This window comes from Sphingobacterium sp. 18053 (assembly GCF_902706145.1).
GTDB lineage: Bacteria > Bacteroidota > Bacteroidia > Sphingobacteriales > Sphingobacteriaceae > Sphingobacterium > Sphingobacterium paramultivorum.
Map to the genome: position 1 here is coordinate 15,884 of NZ_CACSJW010000016.1, position 21,607 is coordinate 37,490.

At 39.9% G+C, this 21,607-nt stretch carries 21 protein-coding genes; 8 read left to right on the top strand and 13 right to left on the bottom strand.

Going from position 1 to position 21,607, the window contains the following annotated elements; all coding sequences use genetic code 11:
• The first annotated feature begins 428 nt into the window (after window positions 1-428).
• Window positions 429-1,163 (top strand): metallophosphoesterase, encoded by a 735-nt coding sequence (locus GVK91_RS26630; RefSeq protein WP_200845718.1) that lies wholly within the window; start codon window positions 429-431, stop codon window positions 1,161-1,163.
• Between the two features lie 134 nt (window positions 1,164-1,297).
• Here the strand turns inward: GVK91_RS26630 and GVK91_RS26635 are convergent, their stop codons facing one another.
• The 3 genes from GVK91_RS26635 to GVK91_RS26645 all read right to left on the bottom strand — a co-directional run bounded on the left by GVK91_RS26635 (window position 1,298) and on the right by GVK91_RS26645 (window position 3,095).
• Window positions 1,298-1,591, bottom strand: a complete 294-nt coding sequence (locus GVK91_RS26635) for a hypothetical protein (RefSeq protein WP_159732528.1) — start codon at window positions 1,589-1,591, stop codon at window positions 1,298-1,300.
• Between the two features lie 97 nt (window positions 1,592-1,688).
• A complete protein-coding gene (locus GVK91_RS26640) occupies window positions 1,689-2,057 on the bottom strand; it encodes a DUF4240 domain-containing protein (protein WP_159732531.1) in 369 nt (122 codons plus the stop codon).
• Window positions 2,058-2,099: 42 nt separating this feature from the next.
• A complete protein-coding gene (locus GVK91_RS26645; protein WP_159732534.1) occupies window positions 2,100-3,095 on the bottom strand; it encodes a hypothetical protein in 996 nt (331 codons plus the stop codon).
• Between the two features lie 393 nt (window positions 3,096-3,488).
• Here GVK91_RS26645 and GVK91_RS26650 point away from each other — a divergent pair, with 393 nt between their 5' ends.
• The gene (locus tag GVK91_RS26650) at window positions 3,489-3,848 is read left to right on the top strand and encodes a response regulator (RefSeq protein WP_159732537.1); all 360 of its coding nucleotides are present in this window, start codon (window positions 3,489-3,491) and stop codon (window positions 3,846-3,848) included.
• Window positions 3,849-4,134: 286 nt separating this feature from the next.
• On the opposite strand, the gene GVK91_RS26655 is transcribed toward GVK91_RS26650, so the two are convergent.
• Window positions 4,135-4,488: a helix-turn-helix domain-containing protein gene (locus GVK91_RS26655; RefSeq protein ID WP_153848085.1), complete on the bottom strand. Its 354-nt coding sequence runs from the start codon at window positions 4,486-4,488 to the stop codon at window positions 4,135-4,137.
• 167 nt (window positions 4,489-4,655) lie between these two features.
• Here GVK91_RS26655 and GVK91_RS26660 point away from each other — a divergent pair, with 167 nt between their 5' ends.
• Window positions 4,656-5,390, top strand: coding sequence for an SDR family NAD(P)-dependent oxidoreductase (locus tag GVK91_RS26660; RefSeq protein WP_153848086.1), 735 nt, complete (start codon window positions 4,656-4,658; stop codon window positions 5,388-5,390).
• Between the two features lie 90 nt (window positions 5,391-5,480).
• Here the strand turns inward: GVK91_RS26660 and GVK91_RS26665 are convergent, their stop codons facing one another.
• From GVK91_RS26665 to GVK91_RS26680, 4 genes are all read right to left on the bottom strand, one after another.
• Entirely contained in the window at window positions 5,481-6,644 is a 1,164-nt protein-coding gene (locus tag GVK91_RS26665) for an NAD(P)/FAD-dependent oxidoreductase (protein ID WP_159732539.1), read from the bottom strand.
• Window positions 6,645-6,719: 75 nt separating this feature from the next.
• Entirely contained in the window at window positions 6,720-7,574 is an 855-nt protein-coding gene (locus GVK91_RS26670; protein WP_159732542.1) for an AraC family transcriptional regulator, read from the bottom strand.
• A gap of 98 nt (window positions 7,575-7,672) precedes the next feature.
• The gene (locus GVK91_RS26675; RefSeq protein WP_159732545.1) at window positions 7,673-7,909 is read right to left on the bottom strand and encodes a hypothetical protein; all 237 of its coding nucleotides are present in this window, start codon (window positions 7,907-7,909) and stop codon (window positions 7,673-7,675) included.
• Between the two features lie 444 nt (window positions 7,910-8,353).
• Window positions 8,354-9,178 (bottom strand): AraC family transcriptional regulator, encoded by an 825-nt coding sequence (locus GVK91_RS26680; RefSeq protein WP_159732548.1) that lies wholly within the window; start codon window positions 9,176-9,178, stop codon window positions 8,354-8,356.
• A 176-nt stretch (window positions 9,179-9,354) separates the two neighbouring features.
• Between GVK91_RS26680 and dapB the strand changes: the two genes are divergently transcribed.
• The 3 genes from dapB to GVK91_RS26695 all read left to right on the top strand — a co-directional run bounded on the left by dapB (window position 9,355) and on the right by GVK91_RS26695 (window position 11,873).
• Window positions 9,355-10,149, top strand: a complete 795-nt coding sequence (gene dapB, locus GVK91_RS26685; protein ID WP_159732551.1) for a 4-hydroxy-tetrahydrodipicolinate reductase — start codon at window positions 9,355-9,357, stop codon at window positions 10,147-10,149.
• A gap of 357 nt (window positions 10,150-10,506) precedes the next feature.
• A complete protein-coding gene (locus tag GVK91_RS26690) occupies window positions 10,507-11,103 on the top strand; it encodes a Crp/Fnr family transcriptional regulator (protein WP_159732554.1) in 597 nt (198 codons plus the stop codon).
• A 173-nt stretch (window positions 11,104-11,276) separates the two neighbouring features.
• Complete coding sequence (locus tag GVK91_RS26695; protein ID WP_159732557.1) at window positions 11,277-11,873, top strand: hypothetical protein; 597 nt, start codon at window positions 11,277-11,279, stop codon at window positions 11,871-11,873.
• A 252-nt stretch (window positions 11,874-12,125) separates the two neighbouring features.
• On the opposite strand, the gene GVK91_RS26700 is transcribed toward GVK91_RS26695, so the two are convergent.
• From GVK91_RS26700 to GVK91_RS26710, 3 genes are all read right to left on the bottom strand, one after another.
• Window positions 12,126-12,983 (bottom strand): AraC family transcriptional regulator, encoded by an 858-nt coding sequence (locus tag GVK91_RS26700; protein ID WP_153848645.1) that lies wholly within the window; start codon window positions 12,981-12,983, stop codon window positions 12,126-12,128.
• A 259-nt stretch (window positions 12,984-13,242) separates the two neighbouring features.
• Window positions 13,243-15,483, bottom strand: coding sequence for a glucosylglycerol-phosphate synthase (gene ggpS / locus GVK91_RS26705; protein WP_159732560.1), 2,241 nt, complete (start codon window positions 15,481-15,483; stop codon window positions 13,243-13,245).
• Between the two features lies 1 nt (window position 15,484).
• Window positions 15,485-16,474: an NAD(P)H-dependent glycerol-3-phosphate dehydrogenase gene (locus GVK91_RS26710; RefSeq protein WP_159732563.1), complete on the bottom strand. Its 990-nt coding sequence runs from the start codon at window positions 16,472-16,474 to the stop codon at window positions 15,485-15,487.
• 178 nt (window positions 16,475-16,652) lie between these two features.
• Here GVK91_RS26710 and GVK91_RS26715 point away from each other — a divergent pair, with 178 nt between their 5' ends.
• Together GVK91_RS26715 and GVK91_RS26720 are read left to right on the top strand one after the other, a co-directional pair.
• Window positions 16,653-17,960 (top strand): mechanosensitive ion channel family protein, encoded by a 1,308-nt coding sequence (locus tag GVK91_RS26715; protein WP_159732566.1) that lies wholly within the window; start codon window positions 16,653-16,655, stop codon window positions 17,958-17,960.
• An 84-nt stretch (window positions 17,961-18,044) separates the two neighbouring features.
• On the top strand, window positions 18,045-18,266 hold the full coding sequence (locus GVK91_RS26720; RefSeq protein ID WP_153848649.1) for a hypothetical protein: 222 nt from the start codon (window positions 18,045-18,047) through the stop codon (window positions 18,264-18,266).
• Window positions 18,267-18,465: 199 nt separating this feature from the next.
• Here the strand turns inward: GVK91_RS26720 and GVK91_RS26725 are convergent, their stop codons facing one another.
• A complete protein-coding gene (locus tag GVK91_RS26725) occupies window positions 18,466-19,329 on the bottom strand; it encodes an SDR family oxidoreductase (protein ID WP_153848650.1) in 864 nt (287 codons plus the stop codon).
• Between the two features lie 105 nt (window positions 19,330-19,434).
• On the bottom strand, window positions 19,435-21,549 hold the full coding sequence (locus GVK91_RS26730) for a catalase (protein WP_153848651.1): 2,115 nt from the start codon (window positions 21,547-21,549) through the stop codon (window positions 19,435-19,437).
• Between the last annotated feature and the right edge of the window lie 58 nt (window positions 21,550-21,607).

Genomic DNA, 21,607 nt, shown 5'->3' on the forward strand with positions numbered 1-21,607 from the left:
GCGATGTACAAATTATGTTCACTCGGTTTTATCCCCTAACCTGGACATTAATCAACTTTTTATGCTAATAAAAAATTCAGTTTTACAGTCTAACATTGTTAAACAGTGAATTCCCTTTTTTTTAAATTCGATCATAATTCACAAAGAGCTAGATAATCATTTTTTATAAAAAAATAGATGTGTAATTTAGGTAATGAGCTATATATTAATACAATGGGGATTTTCTCGGTTTGTAAGCTATCATTTATATGTATTCTACTAATAGGCCTGTTATCGCAGGCTTTTGGTCAGTCATTTGTGGATATTCGAAAATCAAGTCCATGGAAACCAGGATATCAAACCGGGCTTGCTGTAAAATGCGGCTATACATACCCCCTATCATTCAGTGACGGTGATTTAAAATTAAAATCTGAGGCAAAAAGACCAAGATGAAAATCCACATCGTTAGCGACCTGCATAGAGAATTTGGATACAACGATATCAATCTGAAATTAGCAGACGTACTTGTATTGGTTGGAGATACGGATCTAGGGGTAAAAGGGATCAGCTGGCTCAAATCACTTTCATTGGATATACCGATCATTTATGTGCTGGGCAATCATGAATATTATAAAGGAGCATACCCGAAAACGTTATATAAAATCAAAGATGCTGCAAGTAATTCAAATATCCATGTGCTTGAAAATGAATCTTTGGAGATCAACCAGGTTTGTTTCCATGGCTGCACACTCTGGACTGATTTTTCGGTAAAGGGCAATCCTGCTGCATATGGATCGCTATGCCAAAGCCGTATGAATGATTATAAGAAGATCAGAATAGGTGACAACTATGCCAAATTAAGAAGCATCGATACGTTTAGAATCCACCAAACTTCGAGGCAATGGCTGGCGGAAAGTCTTAGCATCAGTGAAGCGAAACATAACATCGTAGTGACGCACCATGCACCGAGCATTCAATCCCTGCCAATGAAGTATTTAGACGATCCAATCAGCGCCGCCTACGTCTCAGATATGGAAGACTTTATAATAAAGCATCAGCCCTCCTATTGGATCCATGGTCATATACTCCTGCAAACTATAAAATCGGCAGCACCGAAATTATATGCAACCCACACGGCTATATCAGTGAACCGTATAATGGGTTTAATAAGAATCTTGTCATAGAGATATGAACAAAAAAACACATTGAGAAAGGAACAAATCGAAGTCCTATGGCAGGGAAAGCTAATCAATTTCCATATCGGATATATACATCCACAACGAAAAACGACGTTGAGACGATGAAGGATTTGGGACTGTCATTTCAATTCAACCTTATCATTCTCATTTTGGATGGCCGGGATTACTAGGAGCTTTACATTTACATTTGCTTTAACTGTTTTTGCAGGAGCCATCCCCGAGCCTTTATCGGTAAAAAGTGCATAGTCCGTCCCCGGTTCAAAATGTATCTTGACGATATTGGTCTCATACTTTACGCTGTACTGCCAGATACCTTCAAATGCTGTTTTTACTGTCAAAGGAATATTTGTACTTTGTGCATAAGAAATTTGTGCTGCAATTATTGCAGTTATGATTACAAGTAGATTTTTCATACTGTATGCCATTAATTTTTATTTTAGCTAACGTTTTACATGCTGAATAATATTCCGCTCCGATCCTATCAAATTTGTTGTTCTATACGTCGGAGGTTTAATAAATACCTGTCGATTCTCCATATTTTTCTGTACAAACTTCGTCGGCTATGCCATAAAGAATTTGATTTGTAAATTCGTTAACACTATAGGGTATTCTTTCGGGATTTTCAATAACCGACACATATAAATCTAGGCCATTACTAACTATCCAATTCGCAATATCTTCCACTCCATCTTCGGATTCTTCCATATAATCAGTATATGGTTTATCCTGCAATTCAATTGAAGCGTCCACAAAGTTTTCCTGAAATCTGATAATTTCTTCTTTTTTAAAAGCACTAAGAATTTCTTTTAACTTTTCTCTATTACAGTCTGCCTTTTTTATTATTGACCAAAACCATTCCAATGTTTGAATATGATTCATATCTATTGTTCTTTAAAGTTTGATACTTGCCGGATGGCAGTCTTAATATACTTGAAGCTCCCTGCTATTTTTTGGGCGATACAGATATAGCTGAATGTAAGTTGTAGTACCAACTCCCTTATCTTTTCGCTTAAAGCCTCCCCACAATGCTGATTTTTCATTGTTAATTTTCTCTAAACACACCAGTTTTCCTTTAGCATAGAAAGTCATTTTGTATTTTTCAACGGGGTTCAGATCAAAAAACTCTAAATCTTCATCTGTTCGGAATTGATATTCTTTGTCCCAGTTGTTTTTTATTTTTTCGGAAGAAAGATACATTTGCTGTGCAAGTCTTTTTTCTTTTTCATAAACAGCATTCGCCAAATCGTCTTTCGTACCTTTCAGATATATACCTCTTATCTCATTATATTTTGCAACAACTTCCTTTTCTAATGCTTGTAACTGGTCTTTATTCTTTGTAAAAAGAACTTCGGCATTATCTAAAATGTTTATTTTGTAGGGAACTTCGGCGTCAAAAGTAAAACTGTCTTCAAAAAAATTCTTTCCGTCAAATGTTGAAACTTCTTTACCTTCCACTATTTTTTGTGGAGGGGTGTAAGTAGTCACTTCTTCCTCATCACCCCAACTGCCATCTGTACTTATGAAGGATTTTTCGATTTTGATCTGAACTCCGGAGTTTCTCATCAATGATGAATGCATTGACTTTGCATTTTGATTAAATCCTGGAGAGAGACGAATGGTGATTTTTTGCGGGCCTTTTTGTGTAATGTCCCAATTCAAAGGGAAATACGAACCCGATAAACTTCCTCCTGAATTATCTTTGTATTTGATAACGGGAACATCGTTGATAAGAATTTCGAACGAGCAATTACTCGTTGATATACTTGCGCCATAATGCGGTTCTTTATCGAAGTGCTTTATTTCGGTTCCGATAGCATAGATATCTTTTTCTGATTTTGTAATTTTATTCTGTCCCTTACAGCTAATAGATAGAAGTATAAGATTTATAAATAAAATTATTCTCTTAAATTTTATCATACTTGATTATTTATTTTATTTGGTCGCGAAAATCAGCCAATTATCGTAATTGAACTGTACTTCTTTGCGATATACTCATCATCATTTTGCTTATACTATTTGTTTTTCATGGATAAATTTTTAAATAAATTTAAAGATTTAATGCTTGGGTGTTTCCTATAATTACAATTCGCTGGATGCGCTTTATTATTCGTTGCGGTTGGCCAGTTTTTTGGGAAAGGTAAGAAGGTTAGCTCGTATCGATTCTATGCTATCGTGCTAATCGAAACTTTTCATTGTGAAGAAGTGCATGTAGAGCTTCAGGCTCATAAAGAGTGCCACAAACAAAAAAAACGCTCCATCGGCTTCCGTATTTGCTTTTTTCATATATTTAATTGATAAACTTCAATAGAAATGAAAAAGAAAGCTGTACTCATTCAGGATAATGAGGATATCCTGAATATAATGGACGAAGTTTTGGCCGATGAAGGATTTGATGTAACTCCTTCCCTCACAACTGAACCCATAGAAGACATTTTGGAAATAGATCCTGATATTATCATTGTGGACGACCATATTAGAGGCACAAAAAAAGGATCAGAGGTGATTAAAGAACTGAAAAATGATCCTGAAACAGAGGAACTTTCCTCAGTTCTAACTTCAACGGCACACGATATAGCAAAAATTGCTGCGGAATGCAAAGCTGATGATTTTATTCAGAAACCTTTTGATTTGGATCAAATGGTCGATATTGTTAAAAAGAATTCTGAATAATCAGGAATGGGTATCGTTGATACCCATTCCTGATTATTCTTTCCAAATTGGTTTTATTCTATTTTCATGGAATATTTTTTTTCTATCAAACTTTTAGTCAAATAACTCTTAGCTACCGAATTAGCTACATTACTTGCCCTCTCTTTAACCCTCGCAGAAGCATTGTTAACTGCTCCCTCATAGCGTCAGTAAGTTCTCCATATTTATTCTTTGCCTGATCCTTTAAATCATCTGACTTTTTCTTTATTTTCTTTCTCGTTATGGTCTCTTATACGCAACTCATCAATTACTTCCCGACAATCACTTTTCGATGTTCAGTTCCCCATTCGGCCAGGGTATTGATGATTTTTTTTAGCGTCAAACCGTATTCTGTTAGTTGATATTGAACCGTTACGGGTTGCGTGTCGAGAACTATCCGTTTAATGAGCTGGTTCATTTCCAATTCTTTTAACTCTTTACTGAGCATTTTATTGGAAATTCCTTTCACATCGTTTAAAATATCAGAAAAACGCCGTTTGTTGTAATAGCAAACTGACGATATTATTGAGATTTTCCATTTGCCATTCAACACATCCATGGCATCGTGAACAGCCATAATCTGTTTTCTATTTGTGTCGTTATTCGAGCATTCTATTTCCATAATAAGTTACCTTGTTACCCAAAAGTTACTGTTACTTTTGGTTACAAAGTTACCAAAATAAATTTAATCAATTTAGATTTGCATAGTTAAAGAAATCGATTTCAAAAACAAACAGTTTAAAAAGTCTTGACTAGAATAGAATTTTCGATCATTAAAAATTTAAAAAGATGAATTTCTCAGATAAAAATGTAGTAATTACCGGCGGAAGTGCAGGAATTGGATTAGCTACCGCTAAAACATTTATTGAAAAAGGAGCAAATGTATTGATAACAGGCCGAAATACCGATACCTTGCAAGCAGCATCAGGAAGTATTAATAGCCCAAAACTGAAGACCTTGTCTTCAGATACGTCCAAACTGGCAGATATTGCGCTATTGGCAGAAACAGTTGCAGCTAGCGGAAACAAAGTGGATGTGCTTGTACTGAATGCGGGAATAGCAAAGCAATATTCAATTGAAGATACAACCGAAGAGGTTTTTGACGACCTTTACAACATCAATGTCAAAGGACTATTCTTTACTTTGCAAAAACTAATTCCTCATTTATCAGAAGGAGCTTCCATTGTTCTTATCTCATCTGGAGTCTCTGTGAGCGGGTATGCACAAATGGGTGCTTATGCAGCTACAAAAAGTGCAGTCGATGCAATTGCACGTACCGCAGCTACTGAACTGGCAGACAGAAAAATCAGAGTAAATGTGGTTGCTCCCGGATTGACCGATACACCTATGAATCAGCAAACGCCCGCAGATATAAAAAATGCAATAGCAGCAGCAGTTCCATTGAAACGAATCGGACAAGCTGAAGAAATTGCTAACGCAATTGTTTTCTTGTCTTCAAACGAAGCCTCTTATATTTCAGGCTCATATCTGGCGGTAGATGGCGGTGTTACCATTCGCAGATAAATATGCGTAGTTTATGATATACTTAGTGTTATCCACTAGGTATATCATATCTAATGTTGGAATTAACATTTGAAACGCTATCCGCTGGAGCTATGATTTAGTATTACTTAGCAATCTAACAAGTTCCTTTACAGATTCGTTGGTTGGTGCGGCAAAATCTTTTATTCCGTCAATTGTTTCCATGCAAAGAGGCGCAGCCCTTTCAAACATGATATCTTCATAAGCTGAAATTGCCTCTTTAAGGTTGGCTTGCCTTCCACTAGTTAGGCATGCACACAGATCCAAAGCGTCCAGCATGGCCAGATTTACGCCTTCACCATTCGGAGGCATTAAATGCGCGGCATCCCCAATGAGGGTAAGATTACTTTTAGAAGCCCACCTTATCGATAAAGGAAAATAGTTAAGTGGGCGCCATGTGAAATGTTCACTGGCTTCAAAAAGCATGAAGAAGACAGGATTCCAATTTACAAAATGTTTTTTTAAATACCCGCTAACTTCTATAGGATTACCAAAATCTATACCACTGGATATACCCCAGTTTTCCGGATACATTGAGGCTGCATAAAAAGTGAATCCGCTATCGCCTCTAGGCTGGACAACCAGGGTGGCCCCATCTCCCATAGCCATCAGATTCCCTTGATTAACGAGTTCGTACATTTCCGGGCATCCAATCTCGGGATGATCTATTTCGCCCTGGATAATTGCTGCTCCGGAATAAAGAGCTTTCAAATCAGTCAGATAGGGACGAACCTTGGACCGGTAACCGTCCGATCCGATGACCAGATCAGCAGCCGCAGTCATTCCGTTCTCAAATTTTAATTCCCATTTATCTTCAATTTCCCGCAAACCTATAAGCTGGCTATCCCAAACTACTGTACCAGGAAGCAGTCCGTCGATTAGGAGATCTCTCAGCGCTCCTCTATCGATTTCTGGTCGGAAATGTTCATCTCCGAATACGGGTTCTTCGTCTCGCTGACTCTCATCCATCAGCATATTTCCCTGCGGATCAAGCAGACGATATTTGTCGGCACCCTTCATGTAGTTTGCTTTAAAAGCCTCCATAAGTCCGGTCGCCTCCATCGCTTTAAGACCTGAATCAAAGTGCAGATCTACAATAGCTCCCTGTACGCGTGCGGCTTGACTAAAATCTCTTTCATACACTTTAACCTGTGCACCTTTCATTTGCAGCAGCCTGGCCAATGTCAGACCACCTGGACCACCTCCAACGATGGCTATCTTTTTTTCGCTTAACATTTCTATCTTTTTTAATGATACAAAGGAACGGCGGAAAGAAAGGCGATACAATAACGAGATGCTGTAACTTTAGGACTATTCGCGGTTTTTAGCGATAAAGGCACTCGGTGACATTCCTACCGCTTTGCTGAACAGCCGTGTGAAGTAGGAAAAGTCATCGTAGCCTAGTTCATCTGCAATCTCTTTCACTGACTTCCCGGAATGATAAAGCAGCCGTTTGGCCTCCAGTATAATCCGCTGCTGAATATGGATAGAAACGGGTTTACCAGTCGTCACCTTGACACATTCGTTGAGGTAAGAAGTCGATAGGTTTAAAAGTCCGGCGTAATCCCTTGGATTTTTAACCTTCTTATAATTCTTTTCCAATGTTGTTTTAAACACTCTTGTGATTTCCTCAAATCGGGTATGATATACTGTCGGTTTTTCCAGAGCTAAATATTGTGAAATAATCAGCGCAATCAAGGTATTACAGCTTTCTTTTAAAATGGAATGATACAAAATCTCCGTTTTATTTCCAGACAATTTCATACATAAGGCAACGCCGTCTGACAGGATATCAAGGGTCTCAGGCTTTACAGACAATATGTCTGCCGGTGTAAAATCTTGCAACAAGCTCAGATATGTTGAGCGGATGTTTTCTTCGGTAACGATCCAGGTACTGAGCATTGCTCTGTCGAATGAGATCACGCGATGCACCTGATGGGGATTGATGTAGACAATAGCCGGGGCTTTAATGCAATAGGTTTGAAAATCAATTTCAATAGTTGTATTTCCTTTTTCCTGAATGATAAACGTATAGCCTCCATCGCGATGGGCTCGTTCAACTTCGGAATCTGGTGATCCATGAAATGATTCACGCATCATCATAATACCCTTCGAAGTTCCTTCAGGCAATGTGTTAACAGGAATATTTTTGTCTTTTTTTCTCATTATAGAACAGGCTTAATAATAACAATCCCTTGAAAAGAGAATACATTTCCTCAATAAAAGTAAGCATTCTCATCTTCCGCCTGCCGCAGTTTGCGCAATTAAATAGAAATAATATTTTCGTTTGTATTTAAATTTCTTTGTTTTGTCTGGCGACCATATTGTGAGCGAAATTTCCATTTGAAGATTTCGCCAAGTTTAGACAGAGTTAGATAAAATTCGTTTCGCTCTTTTTTAAGTCGTTTGAATTTTTCAGTTAGTCTTTTTGTCTCGCTTTCGTCGTCAGCTCGCTGAATTAGTTCTTTAATTTGCTCTTGGTTTTTAAATAGATTTTCCATACTTTTTTGACGCGCCGTGTTTTAAAATGGCTTACAACGGTTTGGGTATTGCCTAAGTCAGGGATTTTTAGCAAAAATGTTCATTCGAAGAACGAAAGTTGAACCTTGAACAAATGCCCAATAGAATTACAAATGTTGAGTTTACAACTGTCAGCGTCACTATTGTCAATACGATGTTGTACGCAGTTTTTATTCTTCAATTAAATCAAAGGAATTTATGATAATGTTTTTAGCTCCAGTTTCGTTAAAGCGCAGCACTACATCTAAAGCCAAGACATTTGCGGTAGAAAAACACGTAATCTGTGGGATTTACACACATCGTTTCATTAATTTAACTGACAGTCAATTCAATAATTTTGACCCTAATTCTCTCTCTGTAGGTCCATACATATCATCGACATTGTCCCAGGATTTGATGCAGGTAAATTAGACGCAATCAAAATATCAATATCTAGCTGTAAGTATCTTTTTTTTCATAGCTCTAGGACCATCTTTCATGATTGCTTGATATGAAGAAGTAAACGCAGACAAACTTTTATATCCGACCATATATGCTATTTCTGTAAGTGTAAATTTCTTTTGATCAATCATTTCGATACTTTTTAAAATCCTAATGAGCTGGTGGTATTTTTGAACTGTAATACCAGTTTCCGCCTTAAAGATTCGTTGAAGACTACGTGATGACATAGCGGCTTTTCTGGCTAGCATTTCTATATCAATTGCGTATTTAAAATTATTATTGATCTCCTCACAGATTGGAATCAGTTTTTCATTTGATGGTATAGGAATTTGTAGGTTGTGATTTTCAGAACAAAAGTTAGGTAAACAAATCAATATTGCCTGCAAAAAATGATATTGTTCTTTGTTTTCTTCAAAATTTTGGCTCCATTTAGAAGCGTAACCTAACATCTCACGCAATACGGTAGGCGCTGCAAATACGTGTACGGATCGGAAAAAGTCGATTTCGGGCACATTTGCATATAGTATAACCATTAAATCGACATGTTCTGCTTCCGAACGGGATTTGTGTTTTACTTTGGAAGGAATCCAAATGACATGATTCTGAGGAACCAGGTATATTCTGTTTTCAATATAAAAATATTGATATCCTTGGGAAACAAAGCTTAATTGGCCTCGAGCATGTACATGTTCATAATCATCATGTGTCCAGTTATTTTGATACCATACATAAGCATCTAAATTTATTGGATCTGAAAACTCTCCCTTCTTACGTTCAATTAAGCCACATTTATTCTTGTCGTTTTGCATATAGTTATTGGCAAATTTAATAAAAAAACATAAGCTAGCTTTGTACTATCATTTACAATATCGGTGGGCATGAAAAAAATGAACATGGTAACACTTGGTCACTCATCTATACCGGAAAATTTATCTGTAGAAATACAGGCTGTATTTGAAGTAGAATAAATAAAACAGAAATTAGTATGAAAAAAGTTTTTATAGCCGGAGCCACAGGTTGGGTCGGTAAAGAATTGAGCAAAGCGATTGTGGCTAGTTCAGATTATACATTAGTCGGTGGGCTTTCAAGATCCGAAGAAAATTTATCGGACATTTTAGGTTTAGATCAAGCGGTAATTCCGCTATTTGATTCAATTGAAAAAGCAATTGACAAGGTGGATTTTGATATTTTGATTGATTTTACATCCCCAAAAATTGCAAAGGAAAATATTATAGCTTCAATTAAGAATGGAAAAAATAGTATTGTTGGTACATCGGGGCTTTCAGATCTGGAATATGAGGAGATCGGCTCGCTTGCAGAGGAAAAAAATGTATCTGTGTTAGCTGCTGGTAATTTTTCAATAACGGCTGTTTTATTACAAAGATTTTCGGAAACTGCAGCAAAATATATTGATCACTTCGAAATAATAGACTATGCATCCCAGAAGAAGGTAGATGCCCCAAGTGGAACAGTTGCTGAACTTGCCTATCGCCTTTCTAAGATTCAAAAACCGGTTTTGGATGTGCCTATAGAAAATACCATTGGTTATAAAGAAACGAGGGGAGCTACAATCAATGGCATTCAAGTCCACGCAGTTCGCCTTCCGGGTCATATACTCGGTGTCGAAACAATCTTTGGCATGGAAGACGAAAGACTGAATATTAAACACGAAGCAGGAAGCGGCACAGCACCTTATCTTAAAGGCATTTTTATAGCTTTAAATAAAATAGATACATTTAAGGGACTCAAACGCGGCTTGGACACAGTAATGGATTTCTAAATCAGATTAAAATTATCAGAAGGAATGCTAGCATACCTGATGCGGACCACTTATTGAAAAAATATAAAAAAGGGATTTTGGTCAATCATTTGTTCTGGTCTTCGCAATACCTTACTTGGTGGCGGCGGTGTAGGCGGTGCACCGAGAAGGTCCAGCTATTCTGGAAGAATGCCGAATTATAGTATCCAGATAAGGGGCCTGCAAAACGGATGAAGCTGTTATGTTAAATCTATCATATTTATCTAGTGGTCATTGATATCGAAATATCCAACTGAAGAGAAAAATCAATTTTAGCTATTTAAAATATACGTTATATTTATTTGAAAGTAATAGCATCATGTAACCCCGCTAAAACAAATGACAGAAACAGAAAAATATCTTTCAGACTTTAAAACAGCTGTTACAAGCATATATCCTATTTCGGATAAGGCATTTGATTTGTTGGCTCAAACCGTCTACATTCAGCAGTTTAAGAAAAATGAAGTTTTACTTAGGGAAGGGCGTGTCACCAATGACATTTTCTTTGTTTGTAAAGGGGCCTTAAACTCTTATTTTATTGATGAGAAAGGAGCTACCTGGAATAAATGGATTTATTTGGAGAGGGATTTTGCGAGCACAAGATTTTCGGCAATCATAAAAACGGCCAACGATTTTAAATTGCAAGCTATTGAAAACACTACCGTGGTATGTATGCCTTATCATCAAACAAGAGCAGCTATTAATCAAAATGATGAACTAAAAAACCTTTACATTGCTTATTTGGAGAAAAAATGGATAGTCATTAATGAAGAAAGAGAAATTTCTTTACTGACCGAAAGTGCCACCACAAGATATCTCAAATTGCTGGCGGCACATCCGGGAATTGATAGGAGAATTCCACTACAATATATTGCTTCGCACCTGAGCATTACCCCAACACAGTTGAGCAGAATACGTAAAGGGCTAACCAAATAAAAAAATCATTACGCTCAACCTATGTAGAGTGCGTTCTCGAAATCACACTTTATTTTTGCTTATTATCAAACAATAATAAAGCATACTATTAAACTCTTTGAAATAGAACGCATCGTACTATTAATTGAAGAGTGAAATAGGAGAACGTAATAATTAACAATTGAAATTAAATTATGCAAACAATTTCCAAAACACTAAAAATATTTCTAACCGCACTTATTCTTTCCAATATCGTACTGATGGCTTGTCTGGTCTACTTTTTTCTGAACAACAAGCAAAGCTTAACCGCGGAAAGAATAGATATCAAGGACAGATCGGGAAAAAATCGTGTCGTTATTGCAAACACAGATAACATTCCGCAACCTATTATCAATGGGAAGACGTATAAAAGGGCTTACGCTCCCGCGGGTCTAATTTTCTATGATAAAAATGGCGACGAAAGAGGTGGTTTGGCAATTACTGACAATGAAGAGACTAACTTGAATGCCCTCGCATTTGATTATCAGAATGCAGATGCCATTGGTATCTTGGCACAGGATAATAAACACGACAATTATTTCAGGGCTGGTCTATTGATTAATGATAAAGATCTATCCGGTAAGCCGGGGCATAATATTAACCGGATAAACCTGCTAACGGAGAATGGGAACGCTTCTTTGGTGATGAAAGATAACAATGAAATACCGAGAATTATTTTAAAGGTGGACAGTCTAGGTAATCCTTCTATCGAAATGTTGGACGATAAGGGAAAAGTGAAATGGAAACAATAAGCTATAATCGAATGACGACTACCATTGAAAACCATACTCCTTATTATACCAACGCATATAGCGATAAAAACTTTTGGTCAAAATAATAGTCCACCTTTTTCGGCACAACTCCATGGCATCAAAAGTGAAAAAAGAGGAATGAACCATCCGTCCGCAACACAGAATGCGCAATTTTTGCTCAATTTAGTTCATTGGCTTGACCAATGAACTGATTTAGCTAGGTTAATGCTGATTCCTCTGGGAATAAATTTGTCATATAATTGATATACGATAGTCGAGTGGACTAATTCTTGTTTTCTTTTTAAACAGTCTGGTTAATGACTGAGGTTGATCAAATTGCATTTTTTTAGCGATTTCAGCTACTGATAAATCAGTTTCAGCAAGTAATTCCTTTGCTATTTTAACAATAAAATTGTCAATATGATACTGTGCTGTATTTTTAGAAGTTTTTAAAGAAACATCATTGAGAAATCGTGTTGTACAATTTAGTTTCCTGGACAATAATGTTAAACTAGGAAGTAAAAACAAGCATTTTCTTTTGCTATCAAAAAGAGTGTGCAGCTCGCTCATGAAATCTTTTTGTAACGCTCTAAACTCATTCAGCTTATCTTCCATTAACTGTTGATAAAACCTTTGCATATGTTGTAAAAGCAAATCAAGATATGAAATAAGTATTTTAGACTGCGTTTCACTCATGGGCATCTTAGTCTCGAGGTCTATCAGTTCAAAGATATTTTTTATAAGCCTATAATCGTTATTCGATAAGATCATCGATTCCTGAATGGAGTATTCTAGAAACCCAAATTCTTTCAATTTATTTCGCAGACTATATCCTGTAAATAGATCTGAACGGAATGCAAAATAAGCCCCTTCTTTAAAATATCCTCTTATTTCTTGAACCGGAAAATACTGGTTGCTGAAAAATAATAAGATATGTTGTCCACGATGATCCTTATTTGAACATCCAAACACAATCAAGAAATATTTATCATCAATCCATCTTTTGGCAGAATCAAAAAATTGCTCCTCATTTCCAAAATTGTCAAAATAATAACTGAAGCTTGCACTGAAAGCATTTTGAAATTCATTATTATTACCAGTATTTATCATATTTTATTTTTTCTTCGAGACTTTGCGCGTTATTTTTTATTGAATTATTCCCTCAAGAAAAACCCTCGTTAAAACAATATTGTTTGTAAATAGAGGGATTTCCTAAAAGATACATCCAGCAGCTTCATTTTCAACGTTATTTTGTCTTCTATTCAAGAAACCAGATTAACACGGATTTCTAATTCTTTTTTTCTAAGATGGCTAAAAAAGCACGTTTGACACCTAAGACTAGCAGTTACTTCTTTTCATGAACAATTGCTTAACCCGACTTTTCGAGCTCTTTCACAAAATCCCGCCCCCAGTAATGGATATCGTAGTGCTCAATATGCTCGTACAGCCTGCGCGCTCTGACCTGAGCCTCTCCGGGTTCCATGACCAAGGCTTTCAACAGTGCATCTTTCATGCTCTTACGGTCATAGGGATTAGTCAATATGGCATAAGGCAATTCGACCGAGGCACCTGCAAATTCTGAGAGCACAAGAATCCCGGGAGTCTCCAATAACCCATGGGTCGCAATGTATTCCTTTGCGACTAGATTCAGTCCGTCCCGCAGAGGCGTGATCCAGGCAATATCGCTCAGCGCATAGTGTTTGACCACTTCCTCAAAAGGCAAGGCCCTGTAAAAATATTGGATCGGGGTCCAGTTCATCGTTGCATATTTACCGTTGATCTCACCCACGGCCTGATTCACCTGATCCCGGATTTCGTCATAGATCGTCATCCCCTGTGATGGCGGCGTACAGACATTGACCAGTTCGATCTTGCCCCTAAATTCTGGGTATTCGGCCAGAAATTCACCAAAAGCCTGGATTTTTTCCAAGGGGCCTTTGACGTAATCCAGGCGCTCGATGGATATGATACGTGTTATTCCCGATCCGGCTTTGTTTTCTTTGAGGGCATTGATCTCGGTCTTAACCTTATCATCTGTCAAAATCTGTTCGATATGATCCCTGTTGACCCCCACCGGCTGTGCGCCAAGCCTAATCTGCCGGCCATCCACCTCAATGATCTTGGTCATCTGATCGACGCCGAGCGCACAGCTATAGGTCAGGAACTGATTGGCGACATCAACTTTTTTGACCACTTTAAATGGTGTATGGCTACGGATCACATCCACAAAATTCTCGACATAACGCGGGATATGAAAACTGATAAAATCACAGAGCAGCAGGCTGCCGATAATCTCTTTGCGCCAGGGAATAATATTGAAAATATCTGCTGCCGGAAAAGCCGTATGATGAAAAAAGCCAATTTTCAGATCCGGGCGCATGGTCTTTAAAAAAGAAGGCACCATCCACAGATTATACTCATGGATCCAGACCAGCGCCTCCTCGTCGGCCTCGCGGGCAATCCGCTCGGCAAAGCGCTTGTTTATCATCAGGTAATGTTCCCAGTCCTCGTGGTTGAATTTTGCCCGGTCCACAAAGGAAAAGATTGTCGGCCAGAACGCCTCTTTGGAGAATACACGATAGAACTTATCGATATCCTCTTTAGACAGCGATATGGTGGAAGCGACCAGATTAGGGTATCGGCTTTCGTCCACCAGCTGATTTGGAACCGGCTTTCCGTCCTGCTGGATGACTTCCTCCCCGATCCAAAGACCGGAGCGTCCCTTTTCAAATAAGCCCAGCAGCGAAGGAATGATGCCGTTCGGGCTTTTGGGCGTTACCCTTACCGTCTTACCGTTTACCGACTCCTTTTCAAAAGGCAGCCGATGGTACACCATCACCAGCTGGTCTGATTTTTTGGATTTTCTTTTTCGAGGCACCGATTTTTGTTCCCCGCGGATCAGCTGCTGAAACGGGCGGTATTTGCCCATGTACTCCAGTATACCGCCCGCTCCAGCGGCCTCTGCACTGTACGCTGTATCCAACTGATCAATGGCCTGCAGCAGCCCCGGCTCAGATTTTCCGACAGCAACACCACGAAAGCCGATCTCAAACAAGGCCAGATCATTCAGTGTATCGCCAGCTACCATCACATCATCTGGGTCAACGGCCAGAAATTCAACCAGCTTCTTTAATGTCGTCCCCTTATTGACCCCTCTGGGGAGCAAGTCCAGGTATTTATCGGCCGAAGTAATGATGTCGCAGTCGTACCTGTCCGCTACCTGCTGCACCAGGCTATGGTCCACGCCGGCTTCAAAATAAAAGGAGCTGCGGCGCTGCTGCGGTACATGCTGGTAATTCAACTGCGGTATTTCCTCCAGCGCCGCCCGGATGGCATAAGTCTGCGGCCATTTTTCCTCGATCTCACTCTGCAGCGGCTCAATCGCTTCCAGGCTATGGCCGTTAACGACCGTGGCGCCCACATCCGCAATAATGAAATCCGGCACCGGAATAAGCGGGTCGCTCAGCAGCGGCAATACCGACTCCAGCCCTCTTCCGGTGACAAAGACCAGCTGCATATTCGGGCTAGTTTTTATCAATCTATATAATCTGAGGCGGTCTTCCATCTTTCCGCCCAAAAAAGTTCCATCTAAATCTGTTGCTAATAGCATATTATTTTATATTACTTTCTAAAAGTTTAAATTCATCAATTGCGGCCATATGGTTGTATAGCACACGATATGTTGTCTGTAAGAGGGGCAAATTGAGCCCGAGGCTCGAGACTGTCGCCATCAGCCCCCGGGTTGCAAAATATCCCTCAGCGACCATGCCCATGAGTTGACGGGCTTCGAATACCGAATATCCCTGGCCAAGATATTTACCGAAAGTCCGGTTACGGCTATGCGCGGAGTAGCCCGTCACCAATAGGTCGCCCAAATAGGTCGAGCTGCCCAGTCGGACATCGGGCGCACCAAGGGAACGCAGCAACAGCCCCAGTTCGTCAATCGCATTGGCCACGAGCACCGCCATAAAGTTGTCACCGTAATGGAGTCCTTCGGCCATGCCACAGAGGATGCCGACGACATTTTTGTAAATAGCGGCGTATTCCACGCCTAGCATGTCGGGGCTATAGTTTACCTGCATATAGCTTGAAGCGAAGCCCTTGGAAATCTTACTGATAAAGGATTTGTTGGGACCGCACAGGGTCATATAGGTTTTCTTGTTCCGTGCGATTTCTTCGGCATGGCATGGTCCCGCAATGATTGCCTGCTGAAAATCTTCCAATTCAAAATACCTAGCGAGATAAGCACTGGGAAGCAAGTTGTCCGGGCCGACGGTTCCTTTAATAGCGGTGATCACAAACTTTTCGGCAAGGTCCTTTTTGGGGATTGCGGCGCAAACTTTGTCCAGATGCGCACTGGGCACGACGAAAAGGATTACTTTCGATCGGGCCACGATCTCGTCCAGCTGATCGGACGCATAAATTTTTGTATTGTCAAGTTTTAAAAACGATAGGTAGTCAGGGTTAACAGCATCCCGGTTTATCGAGCGCACCTGCTCTGAACGCCGCAAGTACCAGTTGGTATGAATGCTATTTTCTGTCAAAATTTTAACCAGGGCCGTGGCCCAACTCCCACCACCTATCACACTAATCTCATTCAAATCGTTGGGGGTTTTAAAGACGCGAAACAGAAAATTTTCGCCATCGGGTTATCTATTAATTTACCAATATACGTAAAAATTAATCAATAAGCAAACTTTAGGCGTAAAAACAGGGTTAAAGGGGTATTTTCCACGCCAAAATCCGTGTTTATATTTCTTCGTAAATTTGTTTTTTCATATGAAAAATTTAAACATGCTTAACTTCAGTGAACAATCATCAAGTTCAATTTATCAGTACATTTTTAATTTCTTTGCCAAATTGGGTTTACCCGAGCAGCAGGCACATATTGTTACGGCTGCCGGGTTACTTTTTGCTTTTGCGGTGCTGCTCTATGCACTCGACTCTATCATGCGCAAAGTATTTTATTCCGCATTGAACCGGATTGCCCAGCGGACCTCGACCAAATGGGATGATTATCTGTTGGAAAACAAGGTGCATGTACGCGTGAGCCGTACCCTGCTCGTGCTGCTCACACGGCAGCTGCTGCCGGTGATCTTCGTTGGTTTTCCGGTGCTTACAGCGGCTATTGTCAAGTTTCTGGATATCGTGTTATTGTTCACCATCTACCATCTGGCCAATAGCCTGTTAAAAACCTGCCGCGATATTTTTCGTGGTTCAAATGCGTTTAAGGACAAACCCATCGACAGCTACCTGCAGGTGGTACAGATCTTTTTAATTTTTGTGATCGGTACACTGGTCGTTTCCCTGCTGACCGGCAATTCGCCCTGGTCCTTTCTGGTCTCGCTCGGGGCGGCGTCCGCCATCCTCATGCTCGTATTTAAGGACACTATCCTAGGCTTTGTGGCCAGTATTCAGGTGTCGGCGAATGACTCGGTCCGCGTAGGAGACTGGATAGAAATGCCCAAATACGGTGTGGACGGCGACGTGCTGCAGATCAACCTCAACAATGTGAAGATACAGAACTGGGACAAGACCATTGTCACCATTCCGACCTATACCCTACTGAGCGACTCATTTAAAAACTATCGTGGGATGCAGGAGACTGGTGGCCGTCGGATAAAACGGGCATTGAACATTAAAATGTCTTCGGTGCGCTACCTCAGTGCGGAGGAAATCACGGCATTAAAAACGATCCGGCTGTTGGCTCCTTATATCGAAAAAAGAGAGCGCGAGATTGCCGAGTACAATAAAACCTGGCATACAGACAGCTCCTCGCCCGTCAATGGTCGCAGGATGACCAATATCGGCCTGTTCAGGGCCTATGTACTCGCCTATGCCAAACATAACCCCAATATCCATCAGGAACTTACTTTATTGGTCCGTCAGTTAGCCCCTAGTGAATACGGTATTCCGCTGGAACTCTACATGTTTACCAAGGGGACACAATGGGCCTATTTCGAAGATACGATGGCCGATATTTTTGACCATCTACTGGCCGCCATTAAGCACTTTCACCTGCAGGTATTTGAACTGCCTGCATCCGACGACCTGCGGCTGCTCGGCGCGACGGAACCCCGTTCCTAATTCGATGGCGGACTTTGTAGGTTACCTGAATGTAAGGTATGCGGTACAACCAGCAGCCATCAGAAATATAGCGGGAGAAGAAGAATGGATCAAAGAGACGATGATGTGAATACGGATATTTCGACCTTACTTGTCTTTATGTATCGATATGCGGTAGTATATTTCAAAAAGGCATTAAAAGAGGGTCCTATTAATACATTGGATGAATTTTCATTTTTGATTGTATTGATGACTTACCCAAGTTTGAGCAAGACTGAGCTGGTACAGAAATTAATCATGGAAAAAACTTCGGGTGTAGGTTATTAAACGCTTATTAAAAAACGAACTTATAGAAGAAATTTGACAACCCGAACTATAGTATTATATCGGTCAGTAGAATGGAAAATTATTCGAAGAGAACCAATTTGTTATCTGACTAGCCCTGAAAACCCGTATCTATTTTTCAGGGCTAGTCAGATTTATATAAGATTAGTAGGGCAGCAAGTTGGAAATTTCGGGCTTTGAGTTATCCATTTATGATCTCTCCTCCATTGGGATGTAAAACTTGACCGCTCATAAAATGTGAATCTTCGCTAGCTAGAAATAGAAAGCTTGGCGCAATTTCATTAGGCATTCCTGCCCTCTTCATTGGAGAGTCGCTTCCAAATTCGGAGTTCTTTTTAGGATCAAAAGATGATGCTATCAATGGTGTCCATACCGGACCTGGAGCGACAGCATTGACCCGAATTCCTTTAGCTATGAGATTTGCTGACAAGCTCCGTGTAAACGAAATTATTGCACCTTTTGTTGCAGAATAATCGATCAACTTTGGACTTCCTCGATAGGCTGTCACCGAGGATGTATTAATTATGCTTGCTCCCTTCTTAAGATAAGGTATGGCATACTTCGTAACCCAAAAATAGGAAAAGAAATTATTCTGAAAAGTCTTGATTAACTGCTCAGTGGAAATTTTTTCAATTGATTCTGTTTCCCAGTGAAGACCCGCATTATTAACAATAATATCAATTTTCTTATGCGCTTTTATTGCAATTTCAATGACTTTTTTACAGTGATTTTCTTTTCCCAAATCACCTTTAATCAGCGTACATTTTCGAGAGAAGGATTCAACCTCTTTCTTGGTTTGTTTTGCATCTTTTGTTTCACTAAGATAGGCTACAACAATATCGGCTCCCTCCTTCGCAAATAACAACGCTACAGCTTTGCCTATGCCGCTATCTCCGCCGGTAATTAACGCTACCTTATCTTTTAATTTTCCTTCTGCAGGATACTTTAATGGAGAAGTGTCAGGAACTGGTGCCATATTCATTTCCAATCCCGGTCGCTTTTGCGTTTGCAGCGGTCGAATCTTTTTACTCGCTCCTTTTTTCATGCTACTTCTTGTAAATAATTATAAACAATTTCTGATTTCCAGTGCTACTTCTCTATTCGACTGTTAAACAAATAGTCCTTCTACCGAAGGACTATTCACTGTATATCAAGAAGGTACCTTTCTTGATTTTTCTCTCTCCCAAACACGGTGGCCTTTCATTACCGCTATAAAATCTGCTGTTAAATTGTCCGTGCTTTCGAAAATAACGCCTTTATCTTTTTTAATAAATGACTGATCAGCTAACCCTTCAGCATCTTTAGCAAATGCCAGGACCTTACAGTGTCGGTAACCTTCATTGATAAAATGGAGATAATCGGCATTTTGCGCAAGAGTCTTTACCGATTCGCCTGCTGGTGTGAAGAATGCATCGTAACAAACTGAGGCCTCGGTAAGATAGGAATGTTGAATATCTTCTTCCGTCCCTTCCATGAACCGGATCTTTCCGACATGAGATGCGATTAGCACGGCTTGCGCTCCTTCGCTTTCAAGTACTTTTTTCATTTTATCTATCGAAGATTTGCTAGCCCCATTATCAACAAGGAAAGCGACCTTTCTGCTCTTGATTGTACCCGCGCCGTCTTTTACTTTCATGCTCAAAGCAGCAGACTTATCAACTTCGGGTTTGACTGACTTGAGAGGATATTGAGGATGGTTCTGCCGTGCGAATTTGAGGGTTAATGGATCAAGTTCTTTTGGCGGGGTAAGCCCGAGGTTTGTACCAACATTTTTTGCTAATCCCTGGTCTATCTGATTCAAAATAGCCAGTTCTCGCTTTCGTATATTGACATCATTTACTTTCGAAAGCTCAAAACTCAGGGCATTGACCATGTGATCCTGTTCTTCAGGGCTCTGTGAATTAAAAAATAGTCTTGCTTGTGTAAAGTGGTCTGCGAAGGAATCTGAGCGGGCCCTAATTTTCGAGCCATCGATAGGTTGCTTATGGGATTCAAACCCTACCCCATCATTGAGCATTGCATGATAAGGACAACCCACAGCTTTGCTATTAGGGAAATAACTCACAGCACCTTTAGGAATCTCAGACCGCGCAAAACCATCTTTTTGGTTATTATGTTTGCCGGTCACAGGACGATTGATAGGAAGCTCATGGAAATTCGGACCACCTAATCGATAATTTTGGGTATCCATGTACGAAAATATTCGCCCTTGCAAAAGCGGATCATCCGAAACATCTATACCTGGCACTAACCTTCCGGGGTCGAAAGCGGCTTGTTCGGTCTCTGCAAAAAAATTCTCTGGATTGCGATTTAGTGTCATCGTTCCAATAATCTGAACAGGCACCAGTTCCTCTGGAATAATCTTTGTCGCATCAAGAATGTCAAACGAGTATTTAAATTCATCAGCCTCAGGAATCAATTGAACGCCGAGATCCCACTGCGGAAAATCGCCCCTTTCAATAGCTTCATAGAGATCTCTTCGATGAAAATCAGCATCAAATCCTGAGATCTTTTGGGCTTCGTTCCATGCGACTGAATGTACTCCTAATCTGGGTTTCCAATGAAATTTAACGAATGTGCCTTTTCCTTGGGCATTCACAAATTTAAATGTATGGACACCAAAACCTTCCATCATCCTTAAGCTTCGGGGTATGGCACGATCTGACATCGTCCACATGATCATGTGTGCAGATTCGGGCATCAGTGATACAAAATCCCAAAAGGTGTCATGTGCAGATGCCGCCTGAGGCATTTCGTTGTTCGGCTCTGGTTTTACGGCATGGATGAGATCTGGAAAATTCATCGCATCCTGAATAAAAAAAACTGGAATATTATTCCCTACAAGATCGTAATTGCCTTCTTCGGTATAGAATTTAACAGAGAAACCTCGTACATCTCTAGCAAGGTCGGTAGAACCTTTGAAGCCCGCCACAGTTGAAAATCTAGTAAAAAGAGGCGTTACTGTTCCTTTTTTTAAAAATGCTGCGCTTGTATATTGAGATAGGTCAGCTGTGGCTTCGAAAATACCATGGGCCCCTGATCCACGCGCATGAACGACACGTTCTGGTATACGTTCACGGTCAAAATGCATCAGCTTATCAAAATAAATATGATCCTGTTGTAATGATGGTCCCCGCTCACCCGCCTTTAATGTATTGTTGTTGTCGGAAATAGGCACACCATCATTGGTGGTCATAATCTGCTGGGAATTGTCCACTAAATGCTGATCTATCTCAGCAGTTTTTAAATTCTTTTCTTTTTTCATATCCAATGCTGTTCTGATTTGATCCATCAGGTGAACAAAACCAAAGTCTGAAAGGTTT

Excerpts from the sequence above, each read along its gene's own strand:
- GVK91_RS26725 (WP_153848650.1), bottom strand. The coding sequence starts at position 19,329 with ATGAAAAAAGGAGCGAGTAAAAAGATTCGACCGCTGCAAACGCAAAAG.
- GVK91_RS26655 (WP_153848085.1), bottom strand. The coding sequence starts at position 4,488 with ATGGAAATAGAATGCTCGAATAACGACACAAATAGAAAACAGATTATG.
- GVK91_RS26680 (WP_159732548.1), bottom strand. The coding sequence starts at position 9,178 with ATGCAAAACGACAAGAATAAATGTGGCTTAATTGAACGTAAGAAGGGA.
- GVK91_RS26640 (WP_159732531.1), bottom strand. The coding sequence starts at position 2,057 with ATGAATCATATTCAAACATTGGAATGGTTTTGGTCAATAATAAAAAAG.
- GVK91_RS26715 (WP_159732566.1), top strand. The coding sequence starts at position 16,653 with ATGAAAAATTTAAACATGCTTAACTTCAGTGAACAATCATCAAGTTCA.
- GVK91_RS26660 (WP_153848086.1), top strand. The coding sequence starts at position 4,656 with ATGAATTTCTCAGATAAAAATGTAGTAATTACCGGCGGAAGTGCAGGA.
- GVK91_RS26675 (WP_159732545.1), bottom strand. The coding sequence starts at position 7,909 with ATGGAAAATCTATTTAAAAACCAAGAGCAAATTAAAGAACTAATTCAG.
- GVK91_RS26635 (WP_159732528.1), bottom strand. The coding sequence starts at position 1,591 with ATGAAAAATCTACTTGTAATCATAACTGCAATAATTGCAGCACAAATT.
- GVK91_RS26645 (WP_159732534.1), bottom strand. The coding sequence starts at position 3,095 with ATGATAAAATTTAAGAGAATAATTTTATTTATAAATCTTATACTTCTA.
- GVK91_RS26690 (WP_159732554.1), top strand. The coding sequence starts at position 10,507 with ATGACAGAAACAGAAAAATATCTTTCAGACTTTAAAACAGCTGTTACA.
- GVK91_RS26730 (WP_153848651.1), bottom strand. The coding sequence starts at position 21,549 with ATGAAAAAAGAAAAGAATTTAAAAACTGCTGAGATAGATCAGCATTTA.
- GVK91_RS26720 (WP_153848649.1), top strand. The coding sequence starts at position 18,045 with ATGGATCAAAGAGACGATGATGTGAATACGGATATTTCGACCTTACTT.
- dapB (WP_159732551.1), top strand. The coding sequence starts at position 9,355 with ATGAAAAAAGTTTTTATAGCCGGAGCCACAGGTTGGGTCGGTAAAGAA.
- ggpS (WP_159732560.1), bottom strand. The coding sequence starts at position 15,483 with ATGCTATTAGCAACAGATTTAGATGGAACTTTTTTGGGCGGAAAGATG.
- GVK91_RS26665 (WP_159732539.1), bottom strand. The coding sequence starts at position 6,644 with ATGTTAAGCGAAAAAAAGATAGCCATCGTTGGAGGTGGTCCAGGTGGT.
- GVK91_RS26700 (WP_153848645.1), bottom strand. The coding sequence starts at position 12,983 with ATGATAAATACTGGTAATAATAATGAATTTCAAAATGCTTTCAGTGCA.
- GVK91_RS26650 (WP_159732537.1), top strand. The coding sequence starts at position 3,489 with ATGAAAAAGAAAGCTGTACTCATTCAGGATAATGAGGATATCCTGAAT.
- GVK91_RS26695 (WP_159732557.1), top strand. The coding sequence starts at position 11,277 with ATGCAAACAATTTCCAAAACACTAAAAATATTTCTAACCGCACTTATT.
- GVK91_RS26630 (WP_200845718.1), top strand. The coding sequence starts at position 429 with ATGAAAATCCACATCGTTAGCGACCTGCATAGAGAATTTGGATACAAC.
- GVK91_RS26670 (WP_159732542.1), bottom strand. The coding sequence starts at position 7,574 with ATGAGAAAAAAAGACAAAAATATTCCTGTTAACACATTGCCTGAAGGA.